A 25,560-nucleotide genomic window follows, 5' to 3' on the forward strand; every position below is an offset into this window, starting at 1 on the left:
GAGATGAGGTGATTATTAGTAAGGTCATCTACGACTATATACTGCCCAGGATATTAACAAATATAAATTAGAGGAATTCTCCCAGATGATGCAGAAGGTGGTAGGGCATCATAATAAAGGGAGGTATTCTATATTAAAACACAACTTAAATCTTTAATCGTAGGTAATCGACCTATCGGTTTCGAGGAAGCCACATTGACTATTAAGAATGAGGCAGATAAGTTCAGCGATTGGACAATATACTTTTCAGGAGTGTACGAGAAAGACATTGATCCAGAGTTGCATGGAGTGCGTCAACAAGTAGAAATCATTGATATGGAAGATGAAAAATATAGTGGGACTTGTGATGTAAAAGGGGTCTCTTATCGGGAAAATAAAATAGCTGATGGAAGAATGGAAGGCATACCCGCTATAAACAAAGTTAAATAGCACGCACGAGCATCTGCCGAAGGGCGGGTGCTTTTTTATTACCTGGTATTAATTAAGCTACCTAATAAAACCTAGCATGAAATCCTTATATGGTAACCATTTCTTGTGGCCATTACGGGCACATTGCTGTACAAAAGAAATACGGAAACGTTGTCGTATTTATCGGCAGTTTCGGCGGTCTTAAAAATAGAATTAATAGACTCCCTAAAGAGAGTTTCCGGACGCAGTAAAAAGAAGAAGATCCATTTATCACGGAGTGCAAGTTTCAGCTCAGCTGGAAGGAGCCACGTTTAAAAAACGTACCCAGTGAACAGTCAAAATGAAATGACTGTGTAAATGGGCATTCGTTCCTCGACGTTCCTTCCAGGGGGTTAGTATTTTAACCCTGGGCAGCAGCGATTGCTTATGGTACGACATGCAACCCTGATGCTAATAAATGCTAATACAAAACAACATAAATCGTTTAAAAGGTTGCACTGCAACCCTGTATTGCGCCTTTTACAAAACTAACTTAAAGAATAAAAAGGTTGCATCTGCGTTGCAAAAGGTTGCATCCAAAAGGGCAAGGTTTAGGCAAGGTATAACGACATTGAAAACGGATTTTTCCCTTGTGGCAGTAAGGACATAGCAAAAACCATAGCTGGACTATGAATGGCACGATGCAACGGGGATGCGCTTTTTACAAAACGGAACAGCTCCACTAAAAGGTTGCATCGTTTAGAGCTTCTATGCAACTCATACAGCGCATTTCTTCCTGCCAATACTTACCGCCCAGGAGGACAACTGAAAAGCTCACAGTGAGCCGCTCCTGCAATCGTTTTGTGCGGGAGCATGAAAAAGACACCGCTTCAATGAAGCAGTGCCTGTGAGGTGGTGCTATTATCCAATAGGTATCGCCCGGTATTCGATGTGCTGCCGACATTTGCTATCCATCGCCCATGTAGCTACCCTATGCTACCTCTCTATTATACCATAAATACTGGGTTAAATGGAGGGAAATGGCTGTGTATAAGCGGCTGGATTGACCGGGCAAATCATCTTAATTTCATTGATCGTAGTTAAAAGACCAGGTAATTACATAAGTTTCATAAGTTCAATGCAAATTCATAAATCGAAAATTAATTTATGATGGCGGTATTCCTTGCGCCCGTAAGCGTCCGGCGATAATTACATAAGTTACACGTTTTTTTCTAATTCTTATGTAGTTATATATATTTCTGTCGTGGGAATCAGTACCATATAATGGGAAATACCTGCGCCTGGGAGCAAAAATAAAATATTTTTCCCCATATTTTCCCCATTGGCGCTGTATTAGTCAATAATACCTGTCTGTGTACCAGTCGGATATATAATAAAAACCCCTGCATGGCAAGGGTTTGAGCGTTATCTGTTATGGTGTCCCGTACTGGGCTCGAACCAGTGACCTCCACCCTGTCAAGGTGGCGCTCTCCCTACTGAGCTAACGGAACAAATGATATGGAATGAAGCGACAGAAATAATATACAATAGGAAAAGAACGGTGTCAATCCTTCTGTGGCCAATTTCAGCAGGTAAAGCAGGGATTTATGCTTGCCATTCCATTTCCTCTGGCCAGTGAAGCTTAAAGGCCTTGCTGAAGTCCGGTTTCTGCCGGAGATACTGAAGTCGTATAAGCACCTGCGGCAGAAACAGAAATCTTTATCGTTTGCAGTACATATCCATAAAAAATGAATTACTTTTCCTTTTGCTGTTTTTCTTTCCGCTGCTGAAGGAATAGAAATAAGCAGAAAGCAAGCATGCCCAGACTGAGGTTGGAAAGAATGAACCCGAGCGGTCCCTGATTAAAAATGCCGAGCGACAGCGCTCCGAAAAAAGCAATGTAAGTGATACCCAAAAGCGGAAGACTTCGCCCGGAGACTTTTTGCATCAAACGGGCAAGCTGGTATATGAGCGTATTTACAGCAAAACCAATTAGCAGTAAAATAAGTAAATCCATGCGACTATCTAAACCTTCCTTTGTGATGATGTCTTTTTCCGACTTACATGCTACCATACCTTAGGTTTGAAAGATATCCACAAATGCGAAAAGCAGGAACCCTGCAGTAAACTGCCTGGTGGCAGCATTAAAATATAGAGAGAACGGGACAAAGGTGGAGGGATGTTCATGCAGGCATATGCAGACTTTTGGATGGAATGGCAGACACGTATTGTGGAGCTGCCCTGGATTGATATAGGCGTAGCCGTTTTGATTGCACTTCTCGTGTTTGCTTTTCGGAAGCTTTTTACTAAATACATTTTCAGGTTCATTTTAAAGATGACTCACCAATCGAGATCACAGCTCTTCACGAATGTTTTAGTATCATTTGAACGGCCGATCCGGATGTTTTTTGCCGTGTTCGGCATATACTTAGCGCTGCTGTATCTGCCTATACCGTGGGATTCCATGACTATTATCAACCGCCTGTACGGTTCGATTTTAATCGTGCTCGTAGCATGGGGCACATACAAGCTTCTGAACACGTCTTCGATGCTCTTTAACCCGATGATTAAACGGCTCGAGGGCAAGGAAGATAATATGCTGGTGCCTTTTCTTTCCCGGGTGCTGCGGATTATTATCGTGGCGCTTGCATTCACCATTATTCTTTCATCCTGGGGCTTTAACATTAACGGCTTTGTGGCAGGTCTCGGTCTTGGCGGTCTGGCTTTTGCTCTCGCCGCCCAGGACATGGTGGCTAACTTTATCGGCGGTATAATTATTGTAGTGGAGCGCCCGTTTAAGCGGGGCGACTGGATTTATACGCCGACGGTAGAAGGAATCGTGGAAGATATTTCATTTCGGAGCACGAAGGTGCGTACCTTCGCTGATTCGATTGTCATCGTTCCAAACAATACACTTGCCCACGAAGCGATTACGAACTGGAGTGAAATGCGTAAGCGGGAAATAGATATGACGCTTGGCATTGAATACCAGACACCGAGGGAGCAGGTGCTGCAGCTGCGGGAGCGTCTTGAAGAGATGCTGAATAACCGTGATGACATTGATAAAGAACTGATTCTTGTGCAGTTTAAAGAATTTAACAGCTCCTCGCTCGACCTGTGGGTTTACTGCTTTACCAAAACGACCGCATTTTTGGAATGGGCGGAAATAAAAGAAGAACTGAATCTTGAAATCATTCGTATCCTTCAGGAGGAAGGCGTTCAGTTTGCCTATCCAACACAGTCTATTTATATTGAAAAAGCGCCTGAAGAAAATTATCACATCTCCGACAATAATTAAGCGGGCTTCACGGTTGGCAAATGAAACGTACATGTTATAATAAGAATGTTTGTCAGAAGGAATATGTACGAAAAAAAGGAGCCGATGCATTCGATGGAACGAGTGGAAACATTCGTGTTAACCCGTGGACTGAATGCCAGTCAAGTATTGTCATTTGTGCATGAACTGGAAACATTTAAAGCAGATGTGTTTTTTGAAAAGCGGAGAACTTCCGCAAATGGTAAAAGCGTACTCGGCATGATGTCTTTGTTTACAAGCATCAGACTTGGAGACAAAGTGGAACTCAAAGTACATGGAGAAGAAAAAGAAGCAGTTGCCAGGGTGGCAGCTGAATATCTTGGAGCAGCAGCAGAGCATCAGAACAGCAATGGCTATTGGGAAGACGAAGCAGCGGAGCATGTGGAACGGGCAATGGCCGGATGCATGGCCCACTGGAATCCCAATGTACGAAATATTGCGCGCTCGTATCTGAAAACGACACGCAGCTAATAGGAAGACCCGGCGCCAAAAAAAGCGTCCGGGTCTTCAGCTGTATTAAGAGCCATTTTTCTAAGACCCGGGTAATGCTAAGCATATAACGTGCTAAAACGGGTAAAATAAGAAGGAACGAATCGTACATACTGGTTGTATAATACAAGCAGCAACGACGAATGAGACGGAAGGACGAATGCTTTATGATCGACCGGCATACTGGAACGTTTTGGCGGGCCTCCATTGCCCTTGGGCTTGCCTCCCTGCTCATTTTTGCCAATATGTATTACCCCCAGCCACTGCTTCCATTGTTTACAGGAGAATTCAATGTAAGCGAAGCGACAGCGAGCTTTGTCATTTCATTGTCGCTGCTGATGCTTGGAGTAAGCTTCTTTTTTATCAGCGCGATATCCGATGCGAAAGGGAGGAGGAAAATCATCGTGTATGCGATGATCTGGGGAACGATAGCTACGCTCCTTATTCCGTTTGCCGGCTCCTTCTGGCTGCTTTTGCTGCTGCGAATGGTACAGGCAGTGGGGCTTGCCGGTATTCCCATTGCGGCTATGTCCTATATCGGGGAAGAATTTACGCCGAGGGCGATGACAGTAGCAATGGGATTTTACGTAAGCGCGAACAGTCTTGGGGGGATGGGTGGAAGAGTAATGAGCGGCGTGCTTGCTGATTGGTTTGACTGGCGGACGGCATATTTTTTCATGGCCGGAGTAAGCGTATTGCTTGCCTTGATGGTAATTTTTCTGCTTCCGGCTTCGAAAAACTTCAACCCAAAGCCTCTGGAGTGGAGCGACACATGGAAAAATGCGCTTTTTCACCTTAAAGATCCAGTCCAGCGGCTCGCTTATATCATCGGCGGATTGAATTTCTTCGTGTTTATCGGCACGTTTAACTTTATTACCTACCGCCTGGACGGGGATCCTTTTTTCGTCAGCACGGCGGTTCTGGGTCTGCTCTTTTTAACATACGGGGCGGGCACATTCAGCTCGAGCCTTGCCGGGGAATTGACGCAGCGCTTTAAACAGACAGACTGTATGCAGACCGGCATCCTCATTATGGCCGGCGGTCTGATGCTGTCGCTTGTTCCGCAGCTGTGGGTGGTTATTGCATCGCTTGCAGTACTGAGTTTTGGCTTTTTCTTTGCGCATTCCACCTCAAGCTCATGGGTGACAAAAAACGCAAAAAAAGCCCGGGCGAGCGCCTCGGGACTTTATTTGACCTCTTATTATCTGGGCGGAAGTCTCAGCAGTATATATTTTGGACTTCTTTGGCCCATAGCTGGCTGGATCGGCGTCATTGCTGGCGGTCTGCTTCTGTTAACAGTTACACTTACAAGCGTGCGCCGTCTTATGCCGGTGGAGGCGGGCTAGGTTTTGGCAGGGAGAAGCACAATGCCGTCGCTGTCCGCATAAACGTAATCCCCGGGTGTCCAGGTGACGTCGGCAAAATCGACTGGAACGGAGCGTTCACCGCGTCCTTCCTTGACGGACTTCCGTGGGTTGGTGAAACGGGAAAACACCCGGACATTCATTTCGCGCAGTTCATCACTGTCGCGGATTGCGCCGTTTACGATAATACCTGCGAGTCCGCGTTTAACAGCAATTTCTGCCAGGTTGTCCCCAAGGAGCGCGCGCCGGGATGAACCGCCTCCGTCAACTACAAGGACGCTGCCGGCGGGAATTTCACCAAGCGCCTGCTCGACAAGAACGTTATCCTCAAATACCCGTACTGTTTCCACCGGACCTTCGAAGGAAAGTACCGGCCCGTGCGATAAAAACGGTTCATTGGCGACAAAAACCTCGTTTCCGTATTCGTCACAAATGTCAGCTGTTCTACCCATATGTATGCCTCCTTTTATTATTTTCATTGTAAGGCTTTCCCAGAAGAAAGAAAATAGCATAAGAACAGAAAAAAGATGCCACTATCATTTTGCTTTCAAAGGGCGATATGATAATCTAGGAAAGAGAAATTTGAAGGAGGATGTAAAACATGAATCAAATGGACGCAAACGAAATTATCCAGTTCATTTCAGATAGTAAAAAATCCACTCCGGTTAAAGTACATATTACCGGCGAATTGGACGCTATCGGATTTGGAAATGAAACGAAGCGGTTTATTACAGGAAACACCGGCGTATTGTTCGGTGAATGGGAAGATATTAAAGAGGGAATCGAAGCGAATGCGGACAAAATTGAAGATTTTGTCGTAGAAAATGATCGTAGAAATAGTGCGATCCCGATGCTTGACCTGAAAGACATCGAAGCACGCATTGAGCCGGGTGCGATCATCCGCGACCAGGTGGAAATTGGTAAAGGTGCCGTCATCATGATGGGTGCAAGCATTAACATCGGCTCCGTTGTCGGAGAAGGCACGATGATTGATATGAACGTTGTAATGGGTGGACGTGCCACCGTGGGCAACAACTGCCACATTGGTGCAGGATCAGTCCTTGCCGGCGTCATTGAGCCGCCATCCGCACAGCCGGTCGTTGTCGAAGACGGCGTTGTGGTTGGCGCCAATTGCGTGATCCTTGAAGGGGTCACTGTCGGTGAAGGGGCAGTCGTAGCTGCGGGCGCCGTAGTAACAGAAGACGTGCCGCCAAATACGGTCGTTGCCGGTACTCCTGCACGCGTCATCAAAGAAATTGACGAGCAGACAAAAGGAAAAACAGAAATTAAACAGGAACTGCGCCGCTTAAAATAACAATGCAACAACGTAACGGTGAAAGGCTGCCTTTTGGGACGGGTTCCAAAAGGGGCCTTTCTTTTTCATTTACGCGAAAGGGGCAAACAGCATGAACTGGCTTGAAAAAGACCAGCACTATATAATGTCTACGTACCAGCGTCTTCCGATTGTAGTGGAAAAAGGGGAAGGCAATTACTTATACGACAACGAACAAAACAAATATCTCGATTTATTTACCGGCCTGGCCGTTAATATTGTCGGTCATTCGCACCCCTATTTGCTCGATAAGCTGAAGGAACAGGCAGACCAGTTTCTGCATATTTCCAACATGTTTATTAACAAACCGGCGGTCTGCCTGGCAGAACGGTTGATTGAGCTCAGTATCCCGGGGAAGGTATTCTTTGCAAATTCCGGAGCGGAAGCCACTGAAGCAGCAGTCAAGCTTGTGCATAAATGGGGCAGCAGCCAGGAAACGCCGAAAAAAGGAATCGCTGTGCTCGAAAAAAGCTTTCACGGACGGACGCTGGGTGTTATTCAGCTGACGCGCCAGCCCGGAATTTATCAGGATTTTCCTGCAGCAGACTATCCTGTATATGAAGTGGAAGCAGAAAACCTGGAGGCACTTGAAGAAGTGCTTAAGACGAAGCAGCCGGCCGCATTTTTATTCGAGCCGATATTAGGATCAGGCGGTATTCAGCCGGTTTCCCCTTCTTTTATGGAAGAAGCGAAAGCTCTCTGCGAAAAATACAACGTGCTGTTTATCGTAGATGAAATTCAGACCGGAATTGGACGCACAGGCACGTTTTTCGCCTACGAACGGGCAAATATCAAGCCGGACGTTATTTTATTTGCCAAAGGCATCGGCGGCGGTCTGCCGCTTGGAGGAATGATTGCAGGAGAGCATGTGCAGGAAGTATTTCACCCGGGCGATCATGGCACGACCTTCGGACCTTCACCGCTCAGCGCCGCGATGGGAAATGCGGTGCTCGACGTCCTGTATGATCAAAAGGAATTGGAGAAGGGGCGTGAACGGGCTGAATACCTGTGGTCCCGTCTCGAAGACTGGAAAAAGGAAAGCGAAGGATTTGTGCAGGAAATCCGGGGGCTCGGCATGATGATTGGTGTAGTGCTGGATGCCGATGCTTCATTCGTCAAAACACTGCAGGAGAGGCTGCTTGCGAAAGGGTTTATGTTTAATATTACACAGCAGCGTATTATCCGCCTTCTGCCGCCGCTGACCCTTGAGCGAGCTGAAGTGGATACCTTTATTGAAACCCTTGCAGAAGAAATGAACGCCCTGAAAGAAAGGAGCGTGCAGTAATGACTTCAACTGACTTAACGAAATTCCGCCGCGATCTGCACCGCATTCCGGAGCCGGGGTTTCAAGAAGTTAAAACGCAGCAGTATCTGCTTGATGTGATTCGAGCTCTGCCGCAGGAACACCTGTCATATAAAACATGGGAAACAGGTATTCTTGTTCGCATTGAAGGCTCTGACCCGGAAAAAACAGTTGGCTACCGGACGGATATGGACGGCCTGCCAGTCCAGGAGCAGTCAGGTCTGGAGTTTCCATCCGAGCACGAGGGGATGATGCACGCCTGTGGACACGACATGCACATGGCAATTGCGCTTGGCATACTGCAGAACCTTGCGGAGCAACGCCCGGTTCAAAACGTGGTGATGCTTTTTCAGCCGGCAGAAGAAGGACCGGGGGGAGCAGAGCCGATGCTCCGCTCCGGCGAATTCAAGGCCTGGAAGCCGGATGAAATCTATGCCCTGCATATAGCTCCAGAGCACCCGGTTGGCACGATTGCGACAAAGCCGGGGGTGCTGTTTGCCAACACCTCCGAATTGTTTATCAACCTTCACGGTAAAGGCGGACACGCGGCACGTCCCCATCAGACAGAAGACATGGTAGTGGCAGCGAGCCACTTTGTGACTCAGCTTCAGTCAATTGTGGCAAGAAACATTGATCCACTCGATCCGGCCGTTGTAACCATCGGTACGATTGAGGCAGGAACCAAGCAGAACATTATTGCAGAATCCGCCCGGGTGGAAGGGACGATCCGCACCTTTTCGATGGACAACATGAAGCTGATTAAAGAAAGAATAACCGGAATGCTAAAAGGAATTGAAGCTTCCTTTCATTGTGAAACAGAGGTGGACTGGGGAGCGAACTACTGCCAGGTGTATAACGATGAAACAAAAACAGCGGATCTGGCTTCGTTTGCCAAGAGCCATGGCCGGGTCAACTATGTGGAGAGCCGGGAAGCAATGACGGGAGAAGACTTTGGCTACTTTCTCCGGGACATTCCAGGGACGATGGTCTGGCTCGGGGTGGATACGCCGTACGGGCTGCACGATAACCGGATCAGCCCATCCGAAAAAGCGATAGATACAGCGGTGGAATTTTTCACTGATTTTCTGCACAGTCGGTAAGAAAACGATAAAAGACGGCAGGGGCTTTCAAAGCCCCTGCCGTCTCTTTTTGTGCTTTATGCTTCTTTGCTGACGTTCACCTGGTGCGGGTAAGGAATTTCGATATTATGGGCATCAAGATCTTCCTTGCAGGCCTTCAGCAGCTCCCGCTGCATGGCCCATTGCATCATGTTCTCTGTTTTGGCAATAATACGGATCGTAACCTCCGAAGCGCCAAGGGCGTTTACTCCTACAACGTCAGGGCCTTCCTTAAAAATGCCCTGTTCCTCAGCTACGCGGTTGCAGGCTCCCTGAATGACAGCAATCGCTTTATCCACATTCTCTTCATAAGCGATGCCGATATCGACAATGGCCTGCATGTTCCCGCGAGAATAATTGCTGACAACGCTGATTTCCCGATTTGGTACGAAGTGCAGCGTACCGTCAAAGCTACGCACCTGAGTCGTGCGCAGGCCAACCTCCTCGACGATTCCGTCTATTCCGGCGATCGCAATGTAGTCTTCGACGTCAATCTGCTTTTCAAGCAGAATAAAAAAGCCGGTAACGACGTCGCTGACAAGGCCCTGGGCCCCGAAACCAATCGCAAGCCCGACGATCCCGGCGCTGGCGATCAGAGGAGCAATATCAAGATCAAACAAGCCTAAAGTAATAGTAATTACGATAAATAATAAAATGTAAGTAAAGATGCTTATAGCGAGCTTCGAAAGGGTTTTAACCCTGCCCGGGTGCATATTCCGCTGCTTTTCCATGCGGTTAAAGGCGCGATGGATGATTTTGCTTCCGATGGCCCGTACTATAATATAGCCGATGAGCACACCAATTAGCTGCACCATTAAAATAATGGCAGCTGTCCAGAAAACTCCTTCATTAAACGATTCCATATTCAACTTATACCACTCCCCAGCCTGTAGTTTCCATTTTAACCTGACTAGTATAACATAACCGGTTGTGCCAAAAAATATGCAATAGTAATGAATCAAACCGCCATAAAAACAGGAGCGGAGCGTTTCGTTGACTTTGAAATTGGCGGTCCATATAATGAAGGATAGAATGCAGGATCGTAATTATTAAAGGAGTGGAATGCATGAGTGAAAAGCGTATGGTAGCAAAGCAGGCTCCGCGCTTCGAGATGAATGCCGTCATGCCGGACACCTCGTTTGGCACGATCAGCCTTGAACAAATAATGAAGGAAGATAAATGGACGGTGCTCTTTTTCTATCCGATGGATTTCACCCACATCTGTCCGACAGAAATTACAACAATGAGCGACCATTATGACGAGTTCGAAGAACTTGATACAGAAATTATCGGCGTCTCGACGGATACCATTCACTCGCATAAAGCATGGATCAATATGACGCGGGAAGAGAACGGGCTCGAGCAGCTGAAGTTTCCGCTTGCAGCTGATACAAACCACCGGGTGAGCCGGGAGTACGGCGTGTTAATTGAAGAAGAAGGAGTGGCGCTGCGCGGTTTGTATATTATTAATCCGGACGGGGAACTGCAGTATTCGATGATACATCACAACGACGTCGGGCGCGATGTAGATGAGGTGCTTCGAGTACTCCAGGCTTTGCAGATGGGCGGAATGTGTCCAGCAAACTGGAAGCCGGGACAGGATACGATGAATACCTGAGCGTCATGGCCCGGACTGAAAAGATCCGCCAAAAAAGCTGAAGGACTTGAGAAGAATAGGGGAGAACGGAATGAAGAAACAGTTTGCAGTCATTGGACTCGGGCGGTTCGGTGGAAGCATATGCAACGCTTTGGCCGACGAAGGAATGGACGTGCTTGCTATTGATTCCAATGAACACCGGGTCAATGAATTTGCCCAGGTCGTCGCCCAGGCGGTCATTGCGGACGGCATGGATGAAAAGGCGCTGCGCGGCCTTGGGATCCGTAACTTTGACAATGTCATTGTAGCGATCGGTGACAATATTCAGGCAAGCATTATGACGACTATTGTGCTGGATGAAATTGGCGTCAAGCATATTACGGTAAAAGCACAAAATGACTATCATGAAAAAGTACTGCGGCGCATCGGTGCCCATGAGGTTATCCATCCGGAACGCGATATTGGAGTAAGAGTGGCGCACAGCATCGTATCTAAAAGCGTGCTCGACTACCTGGAGCTTTCCGAGGATTACAGTATCGTAGAACTGGAAGCCGGCCAGCTGCTTGACGGGAAATCTCTTCTCGACTTAGATATACGTGAGACGTATGGATGTAATGTCCTTGCTATTAAACGCGGGGAGGACGTCCACGTCTCTCCGCGCCCGGAGGTGGATATCAGCGAGGGAGATATTTTGATTATTGTAGGTGCGGATGGAGACATTGCGAGACTCGAGTCCCGGTGGATAGATGATAACTGAAAAATGGCGAAAGCTCTTCCGTATGATTCATGCGGAAGGGTTTTTTAGTTTTTCAGATTGCAAAAAGGGTAAATAAGGATGTTGGCTGCAATATTATTACAGGAGGTGAATTAGTTGCTGCTGTATGCGTCATTACTCGTAACACTGTTAGCCATCGGACTGATTGTTTATATATTTGATGTTAAAAGCAATTATTTCCCAGTGCCGATGGTGCTTTTGATTATTGGCCTCGGCCTCTCCTTCATTCCCGTTTTCAACAGGCTTGGTTTGAATCATGATATTATTTTTGATCTGCTGCTTCCGGCAATATTATTTGTATCTGCCTACAGTTTTCCGATACGTTCATTAAAGAAAAACATCTGGCCGATTGCGACGCTCGGGACACTTGGGCTAATGGCTACCGTTTTTTTAATGGCAGTGCTTATATATCTTGCAGGTGCTCCTGCTGTCGGTCTATCGTTCGTAGCGGCATTTTTAATTGCTTCTATACTGACACCGACCGATCCGGTATCCGTGACGGCCATCCTTGAAAATGTGTTCGGTGATTCGGATATCCCGAAAGTAGTGGAAGGGGAATCGATGATCAATGACGGCACAAGCGTCGTATTGTTCGGGATTGCTTCATCCATGTTTTTGTATAATGAATCCTTTTCTATTCTTTCGTTTCTAGGTGAATTTCTGCTCGTTTCGCTTGGCGGTGTAGCCGTCGGGGCGGCGGGAGGATGGCTTGTTACAAAAGCCGTACACGTTATACATAATCACGTGTACCAGGTGATGCTCAGTATAATTCTTGCCTACGGAGGCTTTTATATTGCTGAAGGCCTTGGAGCTTCCGGTGTTTTAGCAACAGTGTCCGCAGGTATCATGCTTTCCCGGGCCTTCCAGAGATCAGAAAAGGAGGAGGAGCTTCACTCCTATTTGGACGGCTTTTGGAAAGTGGTGGAGCCGGCCATATTGTCCCTGCTCTTTTTATTGATTGGCATCCAGTCAGCGGACTATCTTGCGTTCGGGCATTGGCTGCTTGCGATTGGAGTATTTATTATATCGTTAATCGTCCGTTTCATTGTATTGGGAGGTTTTCTGAAATTATCCCCCCATATCAAAGAGCGGTTTCAGTGGTCCTCCGTATTTATGATGACCTGGTCGGGGCTGAAGGGAACCGTTTCTGTGGCCCTGCTGCTGAGCATTGAAACGCAGTCGGGCAGCAGTGCGGACCTCGTCGTTTCTCTGACGTTTGCAGCTATTCTGCTGTCGCTTGTGATTCAAAGTCTTGGGATTTATCCACTGGCACAGAAATTTTCTTCCTGAGAGTGTCCGGCTATGCCAGGTGATATGTTAACTAATATGTATAAGAAAAAACACGTCCCGATGAATACACCGGGTGTGTTTTTTGGTTTCCGGTTAAGCTTTACTCCAGTCAGCATTCATTTCCACTCCGGCTGCGTGCAGAGTAGTAAACACCGGACAGCGGGCATCAACCTTCTCCTGAAGCTCCTGAACACGTTCATCGCTTTCAGATGTCCGGACCTTCGCTTTTACCGAAACAGTCTGAAAATACGGGCGTACATCAGGATTGCCCAGCATGCCTTCTGAATCAATGTTGCCATGTACCTGAAACGAAATACCCTGCAGATCAAAATCCATTTCTCTGGCCACGAAGTTGGCTACTGCGTTTTCGCAGCCTGCCAGGGAGGAGAGAAGAGCGGATAAAGGGTCCATGCCCTGATTGCTTCCGCCAAGATTTTCCGGCTCATCGATCGTAATTTCATGATTGCCTGCAGAGAGGTCAGTCTGAAAGTTTTTGGCATCTCCTTCTACGTTAAATTCCATATTAGCCATAGTTATTCACTCCTTTGGGTAGAACTACCGTACTATACCCATGCCCCTATTAAGATAAACAAGAATGGCAGCCATTCCTCAAGTTGCGTTTTTTCAGCTATCCTTTAGGGAATGGGATAAAAAGCAAACTGTAAAGGAGAAATCAATTATGGCAAAGTACAGTAGAATTATCGCCCAGGCAGGGTGCCACATTCATCACGCAGAGCCTGCACAGGTATATGAAGCCTGGACCAATCCTGAGCTGATGAAAACGTGGATGTTTCCATCAGGTGGAGAAAAAGAAGCAGAAGCGGAGGCTGATGTAACAGAAGGGGGAGCATGGAGCGTCGTGAACGAAGGCCAGGAGGAAGCGTACCGGGCCTACGGAAAGTATCTGGAAATAGATCCGCCGGAACGAATCAAAAAAACGCTCATCCGTAAAGAGACAGGCGGGCAGGACGAAAAAATCACAGTGGAAATTAACTCAATTTTAAACGGAAGCCAGCTGATTGTAACCCAGGACGTAGTTTTTCTTCATCATGAACAGCTGGAGGGAAAAGTAGTCGAAGAGCATTTAAGAGAACAAAGGCTCCGAACGGAAAAATATTGGCATGAAATGTTTTCCTTACTATCGAAACAACTTACACCTTCGTAAGCATATGATATTATAAAAGACGGGACAATATTTCCCCTACAGACTTAACGACGTATAGGATGATGAGGAAAATGCAGAAAAAGATCGTATTTACCGGCGGTGGCTCCGCCGGTCACGTTACGCCGAATATTGCTGTGATTAATGAGCTCGATCAAAGCGATTGGGGCATTTATTATGTCGGCTCAAAAGAAGGTATTGAAAAAGAGCTGATTGAGCGCAGAGGCATACGGTACCACTCTATCAGTTCGGGGAAACTGCGCCGTTACATAGACTGGCAGAATATTACTGATATTTTCCGTGTGGTAAAAGGCTGCCTTGAAGCCCGTAAGTATTTAAAAAAAGTTAAACCGAATGTGGTATTCTCCAAGGGCGGCTTTGTCACTGTGCCGGTAATTATCGCAGCCAAAACATTGAATATTCCCGTTATTATTCATGAAAGTGATATTACGCCGGGACTTGCCAATAGAATCGCCCAGCGGTTTGCGACAAAAATATTCACATCGTTCGATGAAGCGACAGCTCATTTTCCTTCCGGAAAAGCAAAAGCTCTCGGTTCACCGGTGCGAAAAGAAATCACACGTGGAGACAAAAGAAAAGGGCTCGAGTTCCTTCAATTCGAAGAATCCCGGCCGGTACTTACCGTTATGGGGGGGAGCCTTGGCGCAAAAAAAATTAATGAAACGGTGCGTGCGGCGCTTCCGTGGCTCACGGATAAATATCAGGTAGTTCACCTTTGTGGTAAAGGCCATACAGACGATAGTCTGGAAGGTCAGCCAAACTACCGTCAATTCGAATATGTTAATGAAGAACTGCCGGATGTGCTGGCTGCCACAAACACAATCATTACCCGGGGCGGTTCCAATTCTATTTTTGAATTTCTGACGCTGCATCTGCCAATGCTGATTGTGCCGTTAACACGTGCTCAAAGCAGGGGAGACCAGATTCTGAATGCTGAGTCATTTAAGGAAAAAGGATATGCAGCTGTCCTGGAAGAAGAACAGCTGAGTGAAGAAACGCTGCGCGAAGCTCTGCAGAACATTGAAGACAGCCGGGACGATACGATCGCCCAGATGAAAACATATATGGCTGAAAACCCATTGGATCTTATTATCAAAGAGCTGTATGCCTATCACTAATCAAAGCCTTCCCGGCACTTGTGGCCGGGAAGGCTTTGCATATTAAAAGGAAATTGCATTACTCAGCAAGTAGGCCGGCAATTAAATCAATCTGCTCGTTAATGGAAATAGGGTCATACGGATAATACGTGTCGTAATCAAGAAAATAAAACTGGTCGTTCTGTACAGCATCGAGGTTTGCCCAGACATCGGAATTCTGGATTTTTTCCTTGCTTTCACCAGTCTCCTCAGGGTCGTAGGTAGTCATAAACATATGATCGGCCGAGTACTCCTCAAGCACCTCCATTGAAATCTCCTGCGCATTTTCGCCCATAACCTCCTCCTGAATTTTCTCGGGAGCGTTCAAATCAAGAGCATTATAGATAGCCTGGCCGCCCCGGCCACCATTCGCCCCAAAAACATAAAGGTCGTTATTATTGGTCAGTTCATATAACCCGAAAGTATCATCCTCTTCTATTGTACCCTCTAGACGTTTTTTGGCATCCACTGCGGTTTCCTCAATGGTGTCTTTAAAATCTTCAGCTTCTGTCTGATTATTGGTTAGTCCCCCGAATGTATCAAGCGTTTCCTGAACATTTGTATCCGGGTTGTATGGAATATGAACCGTAGGCGCAATCTGCGACAGTTGTTCGTAATTGTCATCATACATCACAACAATTAAATCAGGATCGAGCTCGAGTACTTCTTCAGGATCAATTGGATTCCCAACATTTTTTGCTTCGCTCAAGTGTTCTTCAAGAAAAGGATTGGAAAATGCATTCGGTCCGGAACCGGATACGTCTGCATCAACCGCAAGCAGCTCGCCGGCATAGTAATCTGTCACAATCGTTTCTGGGTCGGTGGGGATGGAGACGTCGCCTTTTTCTGTTTCATAAGCTCTGGTTTGCTCACTGCTGTCTGCATTATCTGTAAAAGAACTGGTTCCTTCCCCGCTGCTGCAGGAAGCGAGCAGCACCGTGCCAGCTGTAACAACAGCAAATCGTCCAGGAATCGTATGTAAGCGCATCAAAATCCTCCCTGTTTAAATGATAATGATTTTCAATATCACTATTGTAACGAAAAGAAAAAGAAAAATCTACATAAAAAAGCCCCCGCAATATATGCGGAGGCAGAAGCGAAGTGGTTTACACTTCCATAATAATAGGGAGAATCATTGGGCGCCGCTTCGTACGCTCGTATAGATAAGGTGCCAGACTGTCTATAATCTCTGATTTAATCTCAGACCACTGACTGGTTTTACGTTTCATCACTTCATCAAGATGCCTGCTTAATGTTTTCTGGGCATCGTTAATCAAATCCCCGGATTCACGCATATAAACGAAGCCGCGTGAAATTAAGTCTGGACCTGCTGAAACCTTAAAGTTTTTCATATCGATACTTACGACCACTACGACGAGTCCTTCTTCGGATAAAATGCGGCGGTCCCGGAGCACAATGTTGCCAATGTCACCGATACCGTGACCGTCGACATAAACAGCACCGGAAGGCACCTTGCCTACGACAGAAGCACTGTCCCGGGTCAGGGCGAGCACTTCACCGTTTTCCATAATGAAGGAATTTTCGAGAGGTACGCCGCAGTCCCTGGCAAGTCTCGAATGCATTTTCAGCATCCGGTATTCGCCGTGAATCGGCATGAAATATTTCGGGCGCATTAAGCGCAGCATAAGCATTTGTTCCTGCTGGCTTCCGTGACCGGAAGTATGAATGTTGTTCAGTGAGCCGTGGATGACACGCGCTCCTGCACGGTAGAGCTGGTTAATAATTTTATGCACGGATGTCGTATTTCCTGGAATAGGAGAACTTGAGAATACGACAGTGTCTCCGGGAATAATCTGAATCTGACGGTGGGTTCCGTGGGCTACACGGGAAAGAGCTGCCATTGGTTCGCCCTGGCTCCCGGTACATAAAATGGCTGCCTGATCGTCCGGCAGTTTATTTAGCTGGGAAGGCTCCACGAACGTTCCTTTTGGTGCATTAATATATCCGAGCTCCTGGCCAATCGTGATGGATGATTCCATACTGCGGCCGAATACAGCGATTTTGCGTCCGTCCTTTACAGCTGCATCCACGGCCTTTTGAAGACGGTATATATTAGAAGCAAATGTTGCAAAAATGATTCTTCCTTTGGCCTGGCGGAAGATGGAACGGATGTTGTCCCCGACTTTTCGTTCGGATACAGTGAACCCTGGAACCTCCGCATTCGTGCTGTCCGAGAGCAGGCACAGCACGCCTTTTTCGCCGATGTCAGCCATTTTGGCTAAATTGGCCGGCTCTCCTACAGGGGTGAAGTCAAATTTGAAATCTCCGGTATGGACAACATTCCCTTCAGGAGTGTGGACATTGATACCGAGAGAATCAGGAATACTATGGGTGGTCCGGAAAAAATCCACTTTTAAATGATTAAAAGCAACAGGCTGGTCTTCCTGAACAGTATTTAATTTTGCTTTGCGTAAAAGCCCGCGTTCTTCGAGCTTTCCTTTTAACAGACCAATGGCCAATGGGCCGCCGTAAATAGGGACATTTAATTCTTTCAGCAGAAATGGGACGCCGCCGATATGGTCTTCGTGCCCGTGGGTGATAAAGACGCCTTTAATTTTTTCTTTGTTCCGCACCAGGTATGTGTAATCGGGAATGACGTAGTCGATTCCAAGCAGGTCATCTTCTGGGAACATGATACCGGCATCGATCACGATAATTTCATCTTGGTATTGAACCACATACGTGTTTTTGCCGATTTCGCCTAACCCGCCCAGGGCAAAAACAGCAACTTGGTTTTGGTTTATTTGTTTCATACGTTATAAATTCTCCACTTGAAAGTCTTCAGATCTTTGTTCGAACTCAAGCTGCTTATCAGTAAGCCCCTGAACGAATTCAATGTTAAATTGTTTGTCGGCGAGTTTGCGGCGGACTTCCCGCTCAGATTCTGCTTCTACATATAGTGAATGAGTGTTTTCCCGTACAGGGGCTTCTGTGAAATTATTCTGGTAAAAAACTTTGTAAATCATCGTAAATATCTCTCCTTCTTGAAATGTAAATGCGGCGTTTATAGCTGCTTTAGAAAAAAATGGTTTTTTGGCATAAACTAGTACTGTAAATAGAAAAAAGCAAAATAATGCAGGAAGGACAGGAAGTAATCGTTGCAACAGCCTGGCTGTTTAATCAAAAATGACTTCATATCCAGAGCGGTTCTACTCAGCTTCCGGCCAAAGAACTCAAGCTGAACAGCACCACAGTGTACGTACCAACCATTAATAATTCATATTATAAAGCATGAAACTGTTTTTTTCATCCTTTTAATCACTTCTGTCCAAAAATCATCCGGGTGCAGAGTAAGAAAAAGACAAAATAAAGTAACTATACGGGTACTAAAGAACCATGATAGTATAGAAAGGGAATAAATTATCTATAAATGCATAAAGTTTCTTTTATAGAAATTATTACCAAATAAAAACGGAGAGAGAAAACTTTACAGGAAAAAACTGATGAGATGAAAAAAGCATTCTCCCGAAGGAAAACGCTTCTTTAGCAGGCTATAGCTTTGGCAGTTCCCGTTTGTACTCGTCCTCGTAATCTTCAATCCGGTCGTAAAACATAACCCCGTTCAGGTGATCAATCTCGTGCTGGGCAACAATAGCCGGCAGTCCCCGGAGACGCAGCTTCACTTCTTCGTTTTCAAGAGTCTGGGCCTTTAATGTGATACGCGAATATCTTGGAACGTTTCCAGGCACTTCCCGGTCTACTGAAAGGCATCCTTCTCCGCCCTCTAAATGAGTGGTTTCTACAGAATGGCTCAGAATTTTTGGGTTGATGAAGCCGTAGCTGTACAGCTCATCTTTGTCATCGGTCACATGCATGGCAAACATTCTTTTATTAATGCCAAGCTGGGGTGCTGCTACACCGACGCCGGAACGGAGCTCATATTTTTCAGCGGTTTCCTCGTCCTGGCTGTTTTTTAAGAAATCCAGCATTTCCTGCAGGGTATTCAGATCTTCAGGAGACGGAGGAACCGGGACTTCTTCAGATACTTTGCGGAGCGCAGGGCTTCCCTCACGCTTAATATCTTTCATTGTTAACATGAATCAACTGCCTCCAATCAAGCTTACATATGATAGTCGTTAATAACAGTGTATTAGTATAGCAAAAAAATTTCAGCTAAAACAGCTCTAAAGTGTGAAATAGCCGTAAAAATATAAATATACAGGAGGAATACATATGTACAAAATGAACAAAAAATTGACAGGAGCAGCAGTCGTTACATTATCGGCTTTAGTATTATCGGCATGCGGGTCTCCAGAGGGAAGCATCCAGAATCACTGGAGTGAAGCAGTTGGAGCTGAAGAGGATTTTTCCAGTAAAGATGAAGAATTGACCGAACTGGCCCAGGAAGAACAAAATGTATTCGAAAATTTAACTTCCTATGAGAATGATGAAAAGAAAAAAATTGAATCATCTGTAGAAGAAGCTGTAGGATCAGTGAATGAACGTAAAGAATTAATGGAAGAAGAACAGGAAGAAATTAATCAGGCGTATGAGGAAGCAATGAACGCAGACGAACCGATTGAAAATCTGGAAAATGAACAAATGACTGAAAAAGCTAATCAGGCCCAGAAGGCGATGGAAAAGAGAAACGAAGCATTTAACGAAGTACACGATGCTTATATGGAAGCAGCGGATAAAGAAATTGATATGTATGAATCGTTTAATGATAAAAATCTAGAGCTTGAAGCGCTCGAGGAGCAGCTTGATACTATTAACAGCTCATATAAAGAAGTGGAGAACCACAGGGAAACATTTAATACAGAAACAAAAGCATTCAATGAAGCTAAAAATGCATTCGGGGATATGACGGAGGAAGAGAGTTAATTCAGTTTTATAACAAGGCGGCGGGGCCAGGCGGTGAATGGAGAAAAAGGGCTGAACTGTTTATATAAGCGTAGGCCGATGATATATAACAGATTTGATTATTTACAAATAATAGAAGGTGCCAAATGGCAGGATAATCCTTTGAACAAAAAGGATTGACGTATCTTTTTCGTTTGGTATATTCTAACTATTGAAAAGTATTGTTTCATTGAAATGATATAATAAACTGAAACAGTTACTTATTTGTTCTTTGTTAAAATTATCCTTGATTACATTAAGCTTGTGAAGGGTATTAAAAGATGATGTGGTCTTAAATCCGCACGCGGAAAATACTCTAGCAGCAGATTGTGAAATTCGGGCGATAATTGAAGAACAGATAAAACACAACTACTGGATACAGCCGGTGTATTTTAAGAAGAGAGGAAGAGGTGAACATTTGTGGCGACAAAAACGATTGAACAAGTCGAAAGTCACTTTGAAATGTTTCAAATTTTAAATGAAAACGGAGAGGTAGTTAACAAGGACGCAATGCCTGACCTTTCCGATGAGCAGCTTCAGGAAATCATGCACCGCATGGTCTATACGCGCATCTGGGACCAGCGCGCCATTTCCCTGAACCGTCAGGGACGGCTCGGCTTCTACGCGCCAGTAGCAGGACAGGAAGCTTCCATGATCGGCTCCCACTATGCACTGGAAAAAGAAGACTGGATTCTTCCGGGCTACCGGGATGTACCACAGGTAGTATGGCACGGCCTTCCATTATATCAGGCGTTCCTTTATTCCCGCGGCCATTTCCATGGCGGTCAGATTCCGGAAGGCGTAAACATTCTCCCCCCTCAAATAATTATCGGGGCTCAGATTGTACAGGCAGCAGGCGTCGCGCTTGGTTTAAAGCGCCGTCATCAGGATAATGTTGCTATTACTTATACTGGGGACGGCGGCGCTTCCCAGGGCGACTTCTACGAAGGTATGAACTTCGCAGGTGCCTATGAAGCTCCGGCTATCTTTGTTGTGCAAAACAACCAGTTTGCCATCAGCGTGCCGGTAGAAGAACAGTCCGCAGCTAAAACGATTGCTCAAAAAGCGGTAGCTGCTGGGATTCACGGCGTGCAGGTTGACGGCATGGACATCCTTGCCATGTACTCTGTCACGGAAACAGCCCGTAAGAATGCCTTAAACGGAGAACCTACCCTGATTGAGTCCGTGTGTTACCGTTACGGCCCGCATACAATGGCTGGTGACGATCCGACCCGTTACCGCACAGAAGAACTCGATAACGAATGGGAAAAGAAAGACCCGCTTATTCGTTTCCGGAAGTTTCTTGAGGATAAAGACCTTTGGAATGAAGATAAAGAAAACGAAGTGGTAGATCAGGCGAAAGCCGATATTAAAGAAGCGATTAAACAGGCGGACGATACACCGAAACAAAAAGCCTCCGATTTAATCGAAATTATGTATGAAAAGCTTCCGCAAAACCTGCAGGAACAGCTCGAAGAATACAGAGAGAAGGAGTCGAAGTAAGCCATGGCGCAAATGACGATGATTCAAGCAATTACAGATGCAATGCGTACGGAACTGAAAAATGACGAGAACGTCCTCGTCTATGGGGAAGACGTAGGCCAGAACGGCGGTGTATTCCGTGCTACAGAAGGGCTGCAGGATGAATTTGGTGAAGAGCGTGTATTTGATACTCCGCTCGCAGAATCTGGTATCGGGGGCTTAACGCTCGGTTTGGCTGTTACTGGCTTCCGTCCGGTAATGGAAATCCAGTTTTTCGGCTTCGTATTTGAAACAATGGACGAAGTTGTCGGCCAGATCGCACGTCTGCGCTACCGCACAGGCGGTAAATACGGTGCGCCGGTAACTATCCGTACACCTTACGGCGGCGGAGTGAAGACTCCGGAGCTGCACGCTGACAGCCTGGAAGGCCTGATTGCACAATCCCCGGGTATCTCAGTTGTTATTCCATCGACTCCTTACGATGCAAAAGGCCTGCTGATTTCTGCTATCCGCAGCAATGACCCGGTCTTTTATCTCGAGCACATGAAGCTGTACCGTTCTTTCCGGGAAGAAGTGCCGGAAGAGGAATACACAGTGGAAATCGGTAAAGCGGATGTGAAGCGTGAAGGAAAAGACGTTACTCTGATTGCTTACGGCGCTATGGTGCACACATGCCTGAAAGCAGCTGATCAGCTTGCAGAGGAAGGGTACGAAGCAGAAGTAATCGACCTGCGTACTGTAAGCCCGATTGACATGGACACCATTGTTGAATCCGTGAAAAAGACTAATCGTGCTGTTATGGTGCAGGAAGCACAAAGACAGGCAGGTGTCGGCTCCAACGTTATGGCTGACCTTAATGAGCGCGCAATTCTGCACCTTGAGGCACCGGTACTTCGTGTAGCAGCTCCTGACACTGTTTTCCCATTTGCGGCGGCTGAAGACGTATGGCTGCCAAATGAAAATGACGTGATCGAAAAGGCGAAAGCAGTACTCAACTTCTAAATTTGTAAATGACTGCAACAGGTTGATGGGTGAAATCAACCTGTTTGCTACGCGTAATATCGAATGTAAACTAAAGGAGGCATTTGTTTTGGCTTATGAATTTAAACTTCCCGATATTGGTGAGGGAATTCACGAAGGCGAGATCGTTTCATGGCAGGTTAAGCCCGGCGATGAAATCAAAGAAGACGACGTGCTCTGCGAAGTACAAAACGATAAAGCAGTTGTGGAAATTCCTTCCCCTGTAGACGGAAAAGTTTTAGAGCTTAAGGTGGATGAAGGAACAACAACCACCGTCGGTGAAGTGATTCTCACTATCGATGATGGCAGCGGAGAGGAGTCCTCTTCAGATGATTCCGCGGAAGATGCTTCCGGCGATGAAAGTTCCGAAGGTAAATCAGAAAGAGACGAGCAGGAGCAGAATGATGCTCAGCCGGCTTCCACGGAAGCAGAAAAAGAAAGTCCGACACCAGCAGGCGGCGAGAGTGCCAGTACGTCAGGAGAAGCAGACGTAGATGAAAACGCACGCGTTATCGCCATGCCTTCTGTGCGCAAATATGCGCGTGAAAATGACGTAACGATTCAAAAAGTCAAAGGAACAGGCAAAAACGGCCGTATTCTCCGTGAAGATATCGATGCATTCCTGAGCGGCGATCAGTCAGCTGAAGAAGAAACAACAGAAGCTGCTTCCGGCGCTGAAGAAAGCAAAACAGCAGCGAGCGCAGCAGCACCTTCCCAGGATCAGGGCGCTATGGAAGAACGCGTGCCGCTTAAAGGTATCCGTAAAGCTATCGCTCAAAAAATGGTACAATCAAAACAGACGGCTCCACACGTTACTCATATGGACGAAGTGGACGTCAGTGCGCTGGTTGACCACCGTAAAAAATTCAAGCCGATGGCAGCAGAGCAGGATATCAAGCTTACGTACCTGCCGTACGTAGTAAAAGCTCTGACTTCCGCAATCCGTAAGTTCCCTGTATTGAACGCTTCTATCGATGATGAAGCTTCTGAAATCGTGTATAAGCATTACTTCAATATCGGCATTGCAGCTGATACAGAGCAGGGACTTGTCGTACCGGTTGTAAAAGATACAGATCGCAAGCCAATCTTTACACTGGCTGACGAAATCAACGAACTTGCTACAAAAGCAAGAGACGGAAAGCTTTCCTCGGCTGAAATGAGCGGAGGCTCTGCTACGATTTCGAACCTTGGATCTGCAAAAGGTGCTTTCTTTACTCCGGTTATTAATCATCCGGAAGTAGCGATTCTTGGTATTGGCCGTATTGAAGAAAAAGCGGTAGTGCGCGACGGTGAAATTGTTGCTGCGCCAATGCTTGCTCTTTCATTAAGCTATGACCACCGCCTAATCGATGGCATGACAGCACAGCACGCATTGAATCACATCAAACGCTTGTTAAATGAACCAGAACTAATCTCAATGGAGGGATAATTCATGGTAGTAGGAGATTTTGCAGAAGAAATTGACACGCTAGTTGTAGGTGCCGGTCCGGGTGGCTATGTCGCGGCCATCCGTGCGGCCCAGCTTGGACAAAAGGTAACTATCGTAGAAAAAGGAAATTTGGGCGGAGTCTGCTTGAACGTAGGCTGCGTACCGTCCAAAGCATTAATCCAGGCAGGCCATCGTTTTCACGAAGCCAATGAAGGCGCGGAAAACATGGGTATCACCTCTAAAGGTGCCGACGTGGATTTCACAAAGGTACAGGAGTGGAAAGGCAGCGTCGTTGAAAAGCTTACTGGCGGTGTTGAATCCCTTCTAAAAGCAAACAAGGTAAATATCGTAAAAGGTGAAGCTTACTTCTCCGACAAGGATCAGGTAAAAGTTTCCACGGATGAATACAGTTCCCAAACGTATAAATTTAATAACTGCATCATTGCTACAGGGTCCCGTCCGGTGGAACTCAAGCCGCTTCCGTTCGGAAAACGTGTACTTGATTCTACTGGCGGCTTAAATCTCGAAGAAATTCCGAAAAGCATGATTGTGGTCGGCGGCGGCTATATCGGTATCGAGATGGCTGGAGCGTATGCAAACCTTGGTACAGAGGTTACGGTGCTTGAAGGCGAGAATCGTATTCTTTCCCAGGGCTTTGAAAAGCAGATGACTCAGCCGGTGCAGAAGAAATTAAAAGCACAGGGCGTTGATATTCAAACAGAAGCATTTGCCCAGGGCGTTGAGGAATCAGAGGACAGCGTAACTCTTACAGCTGAAGTAAAAGGCGAAGAAAAAACGTTTGAAGCAGAATATGTACTGGTTGCTGTAGGACGTCGTCCAAATACAGAAGAACTGGGACTTGAGCAGATCGGCGTGGAAATCGGCGAACGTGGTCTTATCCAGGTGGACGAGCAGTCCCGTACCAGTGTAGATAACATCTACGCAATTGGTGACATCGTGCCTGGCCTGCCGCTTGCTCATAAAGCTTCCTACGAGGCGAAAGTAGCTGCAGAAGCTATTGCCGGAGAAGCAGCAGCAGTCGATTATCTCGGTATGCCGATGGTTGTCTTCTCGGATCCGGAGCTTGCAAGCGTTGGATACACTGAAGAAGACGCGAAGGAAGCAGGCTTTGACGTAAAATCCGCGAAGTTTCCGTTCCAGGCAAACGGACGGGCATTGTCTCTGGACGTCTCTGAAGGCTTCATGAAGCTCATTACGCGCAAGGATGATGGATTAGTCATCGGGGCACAAATCGTTGGCCCTAACGCGTCTGACATGATTGCAGAAGCAGGCCTGGCAATTGAAGCAGGTATGACGGCAGAAGATGTGGCGATGACCGTTCATGCTCACCCAACGTTAGGTGAGATTACGATGGAAACGGCAGAAGCAGCACTTGGCATGCCAATTCACATTACGTAATAAAATTAAGAAGGCCGCGGCTTATCACAGCCGTGGCCTTCTTGTGTATAGTAGAA

The 25,560-nt window shown here is 46.5% G+C and carries 25 protein-coding genes and 1 tRNA gene; 17 read left to right on the plus strand and 9 right to left on the minus strand.

Annotated elements, in window-relative coordinates:
- Positions 1 to 195: 195 nt before the first annotated feature.
- Positions 196 to 429, plus strand: coding sequence for a hypothetical protein (locus ACTRXF_RS00335; protein WP_474277161.1), 234 nt, complete (start codon positions 196 to 198; stop codon positions 427 to 429).
- Between the two features lie 1,393 nt (positions 430 to 1,822).
- On the opposite strand, the gene ACTRXF_RS00340 is transcribed toward ACTRXF_RS00335, so the two are convergent.
- A tRNA-Val gene (locus tag ACTRXF_RS00340) sits at positions 1,823 to 1,898 on the minus strand.
- 242 nt (positions 1,899 to 2,140) lie between these two features.
- Positions 2,141 to 2,404 carry a hypothetical protein gene (locus tag ACTRXF_RS00345; protein ID WP_474262604.1) on the minus strand — a complete coding sequence of 88 codons (264 nt, stop codon included), beginning with the start codon at positions 2,402 to 2,404 and terminating at the stop codon, positions 2,141 to 2,143.
- 168 nt (positions 2,405 to 2,572) lie between these two features.
- On the opposite strand from ACTRXF_RS00345, the gene ACTRXF_RS00350 reads away from it, so the two are divergent.
- From ACTRXF_RS00350 to ACTRXF_RS00360, 3 genes are all read left to right on the plus strand, one after another.
- On the plus strand, positions 2,573 to 3,685 hold the full coding sequence (locus ACTRXF_RS00350) for a mechanosensitive ion channel family protein (RefSeq protein WP_474277163.1): 1,113 nt from the start codon (positions 2,573 to 2,575) through the stop codon (positions 3,683 to 3,685).
- A gap of 63 nt (positions 3,686 to 3,748) precedes the next feature.
- On the plus strand, positions 3,749 to 4,174 hold the full coding sequence (locus ACTRXF_RS00355; protein ID WP_474262600.1) for an HPr family phosphocarrier protein: 426 nt from the start codon (positions 3,749 to 3,751) through the stop codon (positions 4,172 to 4,174).
- A 185-nt stretch (positions 4,175 to 4,359) separates the two neighbouring features.
- On the plus strand, positions 4,360 to 5,538 hold the full coding sequence (locus tag ACTRXF_RS00360; protein WP_474277165.1) for an MFS transporter: 1,179 nt from the start codon (positions 4,360 to 4,362) through the stop codon (positions 5,536 to 5,538).
- Here ACTRXF_RS00360 and rraA read toward each other — a convergent pair.
- Entirely contained in the window at positions 5,535 to 6,008 is a 474-nt protein-coding gene (rraA, locus tag ACTRXF_RS00365) for a ribonuclease E activity regulator RraA (protein WP_474277167.1), read from the minus strand. The genes ACTRXF_RS00360 and rraA overlap by 4 nt on opposite strands.
- Before the next feature lie 149 nt (positions 6,009 to 6,157).
- On the opposite strand from rraA, the gene dapD reads away from it, so the two are divergent.
- The 3 genes from dapD to ACTRXF_RS00380 all read left to right on the plus strand — a co-directional run bounded on the left by dapD (position 6,158) and on the right by ACTRXF_RS00380 (position 9,292).
- Entirely contained in the window at positions 6,158 to 6,871 is a 714-nt protein-coding gene (gene dapD, locus ACTRXF_RS00370) for a 2,3,4,5-tetrahydropyridine-2,6-dicarboxylate N-acetyltransferase (protein ID WP_298784071.1), read from the plus strand.
- Positions 6,872 to 6,962: 91 nt separating this feature from the next.
- Positions 6,963 to 8,174 (plus strand): aspartate aminotransferase family protein, encoded by a 1,212-nt coding sequence (locus tag ACTRXF_RS00375; RefSeq protein WP_474277169.1) that lies wholly within the window; start codon positions 6,963 to 6,965, stop codon positions 8,172 to 8,174.
- Positions 8,174 to 9,292 carry an N-acetyldiaminopimelate deacetylase gene (locus ACTRXF_RS00380; RefSeq protein WP_474262590.1) on the plus strand — a complete coding sequence of 373 codons (1,119 nt, stop codon included), beginning with the start codon at positions 8,174 to 8,176 and terminating at the stop codon, positions 9,290 to 9,292. The genes ACTRXF_RS00375 and ACTRXF_RS00380 overlap by 1 nt, the downstream gene beginning before the upstream one ends.
- A 56-nt stretch (positions 9,293 to 9,348) precedes the next feature.
- Here ACTRXF_RS00380 and ACTRXF_RS00385 read toward each other — a convergent pair whose 3' ends face one another.
- Positions 9,349 to 10,173: a mechanosensitive ion channel family protein gene (locus ACTRXF_RS00385; RefSeq protein ID WP_474264276.1), complete on the minus strand. Its 825-nt coding sequence runs from the start codon at positions 10,171 to 10,173 to the stop codon at positions 9,349 to 9,351.
- A gap of 203 nt (positions 10,174 to 10,376) precedes the next feature.
- On the opposite strand from ACTRXF_RS00385, the gene ACTRXF_RS00390 reads away from it, so the two are divergent.
- From ACTRXF_RS00390 to ACTRXF_RS00400, 3 genes are all read left to right on the plus strand, one after another.
- Positions 10,377 to 10,928: a peroxiredoxin gene (locus tag ACTRXF_RS00390; protein ID WP_474277171.1), complete on the plus strand. Its 552-nt coding sequence runs from the start codon at positions 10,377 to 10,379 to the stop codon at positions 10,926 to 10,928.
- A gap of 70 nt (positions 10,929 to 10,998) precedes the next feature.
- Positions 10,999 to 11,664, plus strand: coding sequence for a potassium channel family protein (locus tag ACTRXF_RS00395; protein WP_474264272.1), 666 nt, complete (start codon positions 10,999 to 11,001; stop codon positions 11,662 to 11,664).
- Between the two features lie 114 nt (positions 11,665 to 11,778).
- The gene (locus ACTRXF_RS00400; protein WP_474277173.1) at positions 11,779 to 12,972 is read left to right on the plus strand and encodes a cation:proton antiporter; all 1,194 of its coding nucleotides are present in this window, start codon (positions 11,779 to 11,781) and stop codon (positions 12,970 to 12,972) included.
- 93 nt (positions 12,973 to 13,065) lie between these two features.
- On the opposite strand, the gene ACTRXF_RS00405 is transcribed toward ACTRXF_RS00400, so the two are convergent.
- Positions 13,066 to 13,503: an OsmC family protein gene (locus ACTRXF_RS00405; protein WP_474277175.1), complete on the minus strand. Its 438-nt coding sequence runs from the start codon at positions 13,501 to 13,503 to the stop codon at positions 13,066 to 13,068.
- A gap of 148 nt (positions 13,504 to 13,651) precedes the next feature.
- On the opposite strand from ACTRXF_RS00405, the gene ACTRXF_RS00410 reads away from it, so the two are divergent.
- Together ACTRXF_RS00410 and ACTRXF_RS00415 are read left to right on the plus strand one after the other, a co-directional pair.
- The gene (locus tag ACTRXF_RS00410) at positions 13,652 to 14,137 is read left to right on the plus strand and encodes an SRPBCC family protein (RefSeq protein WP_474277177.1); all 486 of its coding nucleotides are present in this window, start codon (positions 13,652 to 13,654) and stop codon (positions 14,135 to 14,137) included.
- Between the two features lie 71 nt (positions 14,138 to 14,208).
- On the plus strand, positions 14,209 to 15,273 hold the full coding sequence (locus ACTRXF_RS00415; protein WP_474277179.1) for an undecaprenyldiphospho-muramoylpentapeptide beta-N-acetylglucosaminyltransferase: 1,065 nt from the start codon (positions 14,209 to 14,211) through the stop codon (positions 15,271 to 15,273).
- 58 nt (positions 15,274 to 15,331) lie between these two features.
- Here the strand turns inward: ACTRXF_RS00415 and ACTRXF_RS00420 are convergent, their stop codons facing one another.
- The 4 genes from ACTRXF_RS00420 to def form a co-directional block, all read right to left on the minus strand.
- Positions 15,332 to 16,279: an ABC transporter substrate-binding protein gene (locus ACTRXF_RS00420; protein ID WP_474277181.1), complete on the minus strand. Its 948-nt coding sequence runs from the start codon at positions 16,277 to 16,279 to the stop codon at positions 15,332 to 15,334.
- Positions 16,280 to 16,397: 118 nt separating this feature from the next.
- Positions 16,398 to 18,065, minus strand: coding sequence for a ribonuclease J1 (gene rnjA / locus ACTRXF_RS00425; protein ID WP_474263863.1), 1,668 nt, complete (start codon positions 18,063 to 18,065; stop codon positions 16,398 to 16,400).
- Positions 18,066 to 18,068: 3 nt separating this feature from the next.
- A complete protein-coding gene (locus tag ACTRXF_RS00430; protein ID WP_474263861.1) occupies positions 18,069 to 18,278 on the minus strand; it encodes a DNA-dependent RNA polymerase subunit epsilon in 210 nt (69 codons plus the stop codon).
- Between the two features lie 525 nt (positions 18,279 to 18,803).
- Positions 18,804 to 19,349, minus strand: coding sequence for a peptide deformylase (def, locus tag ACTRXF_RS00435; protein WP_474277183.1), 546 nt, complete (start codon positions 19,347 to 19,349; stop codon positions 18,804 to 18,806).
- A gap of 136 nt (positions 19,350 to 19,485) precedes the next feature.
- Between def and ACTRXF_RS00440 the strand changes: the two genes are divergently transcribed.
- The 5 genes from ACTRXF_RS00440 (at position 19,486) to lpdA (ending at position 25,504) form a co-directional block, all read left to right on the plus strand.
- Positions 19,486 to 20,136, plus strand: a complete 651-nt coding sequence (locus tag ACTRXF_RS00440; RefSeq protein WP_474277185.1) for a YkyA family protein — start codon at positions 19,486 to 19,488, stop codon at positions 20,134 to 20,136.
- Positions 20,137 to 20,616: 480 nt separating this feature from the next.
- Positions 20,617 to 21,657 carry a pyruvate dehydrogenase (acetyl-transferring) E1 component subunit alpha gene (pdhA, locus tag ACTRXF_RS00445; protein ID WP_474263879.1) on the plus strand — a complete coding sequence of 347 codons (1,041 nt, stop codon included), beginning with the start codon at positions 20,617 to 20,619 and terminating at the stop codon, positions 21,655 to 21,657.
- Between the two features lie 3 nt (positions 21,658 to 21,660).
- A complete protein-coding gene (locus ACTRXF_RS00450) occupies positions 21,661 to 22,638 on the plus strand; it encodes an alpha-ketoacid dehydrogenase subunit beta (RefSeq protein ID WP_474263855.1) in 978 nt (325 codons plus the stop codon).
- An 88-nt stretch (positions 22,639 to 22,726) separates the two neighbouring features.
- Positions 22,727 to 24,085, plus strand: coding sequence for a dihydrolipoamide acetyltransferase family protein (locus ACTRXF_RS00455; RefSeq protein WP_474263853.1), 1,359 nt, complete (start codon positions 22,727 to 22,729; stop codon positions 24,083 to 24,085).
- A 3-nt stretch (positions 24,086 to 24,088) separates the two neighbouring features.
- Complete coding sequence (gene lpdA, locus ACTRXF_RS00460) at positions 24,089 to 25,504, plus strand: dihydrolipoyl dehydrogenase (protein WP_474277187.1); 1,416 nt, start codon at positions 24,089 to 24,091, stop codon at positions 25,502 to 25,504.
- Positions 25,505 to 25,560: the final 56 nt, after the last annotated feature.

The organism is Marinococcus sp. LNHM3E3-2.2, assembly GCF_056034385.1.